The organism is Oceanispirochaeta sp. M1, from assembly GCF_003346715.1.
In the GTDB taxonomy this organism is placed as follows: Bacteria; Spirochaetota; Spirochaetia; order DSM-2461; family DSM-2461; genus Oceanispirochaeta.
The window spans coordinates 1-1,505 of record NZ_QQPQ01000119.1 but is presented as its reverse complement, the minus strand read 5'-3'; the positions used below and the strand labels follow the sequence as shown (position 1 = coordinate 1,505).

General features: G+C 32.8%; 1 protein-coding gene. It reads right to left on the bottom strand.

Annotation, left to right across the window (positions count from 1 at the left end; genetic code table 11):
* Positions 1 to 15: 15 nt before the first annotated feature.
* Positions 16 to 1,395 carry a transposase gene (locus tag DV872_RS26035; protein ID WP_114632894.1) on the bottom strand — a complete coding sequence of 460 codons (1,380 nt, stop codon included), beginning with the start codon at positions 1,393 to 1,395 and terminating at the stop codon, positions 16 to 18.
* Positions 1,396 to 1,505: the final 110 nt, after the last annotated feature.

Sequence of the window (1,505 nt, the reverse complement as noted above, 5' to 3'; positions counted from 1 at the left end):
ACTCAACTTTCGCAGTTAATTTTGCCATATAAATCCTCTCAAAGAATCCGGTAAAGATTCCATCAATTTATCCAATATCCTATTGATATAATCTTCTGCCAGAAACAGTTGATTTTCCATAATTATTTTAATCTGCCTGAAAAGTAATACCAGTGCTTGAACAAGAGTAATGTCTTTGACTTCATCGCCGTACTCAAAAAACAGGTCTCCAAATGATTTTTCATCAGTGCTCATTCTCGATGAATCACAGATCATAATATATCGTAAAAAAACTATTGTGGTGTGGGCAATTAACATATCATAGGTTCGTCCCTGAAACTCCTTTGCTAATTTCAGATAGGATTTTATCATCTTAAAAAATACTTCAATATCCCATCGCTTTCCATAAATCCGAATAATTTCTTCATCTGATAATTTATCATCTGTGCAGATTAACGAAATCCAATCGGATTTCTTATTGCGGTTTTTTAAAAATAAAATCTTTACAGGGATCAAATTTCCATCCTTTTTCTCCAGTAATTCAGCAGAAACAGAATAACTATCCATCCCTTTTTTCCATGAGGTTTTTATCATGGAAAACAATTCTTTAAGATTGACTGTTCTATCATTGTATCGATATCTGATATTTGGCATCTTTTTTAACATGGCAATAATATTGACCTCTTCTCTGACGAAAGATGCAATTGTTTTAGGAAATGCAAACCAGCTGTCAAACAATAAATACTTGAACTCCAAGTGTTTATCTTTCGCCTCTAGTACCATTTCCATTAATAATTCCACTTTACTTCTTGTTGCATTGATCCGTCTTAAATATCCGGGACTGTCTTTCTCTTCGATATCCTTCGGTTTTACGAGAATCTTTTCCTCTTTTCTTGAAGATAGCAGGCGAAAAGAAATTGGGATAAAGCTGAAACCATCTGACCACCCTAAAGTTAGAAGGCTGAAACCTTTTTTATACTTATTGTCAGTGTGATCGTGAACTCTGGATAACAATTCCACATTTTTACTTTTGGATCTATCAAAAAATGAATCATCTACTATCAAAACCTTTTCCCTCAGATCTGAGGTTAGCCGGCTAATTTTTTTGACTATACTGAAAGTGACTAGCGATAAAAATTTCTCCCAGTTAAATCTGGGTTCATTTAATAAACGGTATACCGCATCTTTTCCCTCTGCAGTATCTTCTCTATTCACCTTTTTGAATTGATACCAGTTCTTACCATAGAAAACCAGAGAGAAAATTAAGGTTAAAATCCTAAATACCGGGATTCCACGAACTTTTATGATTCCAGATTTTTGTAAATTTCTATAAATGCTATTTTCTTTCATAAATTTGTCTATTCTTGTTGTGGTGCTATTCTCAAGGATTTGATTCTCTATTACAGTATTATTCATGGCAGTTTTGCTCCGATAATTTTAAAAATTTGGTTATTTTATTATATTTTATCTGAGCAATCTTGCCTATTTCTTTTTATTGAAAGGAATTAACAACTGCGAAAGTTGAG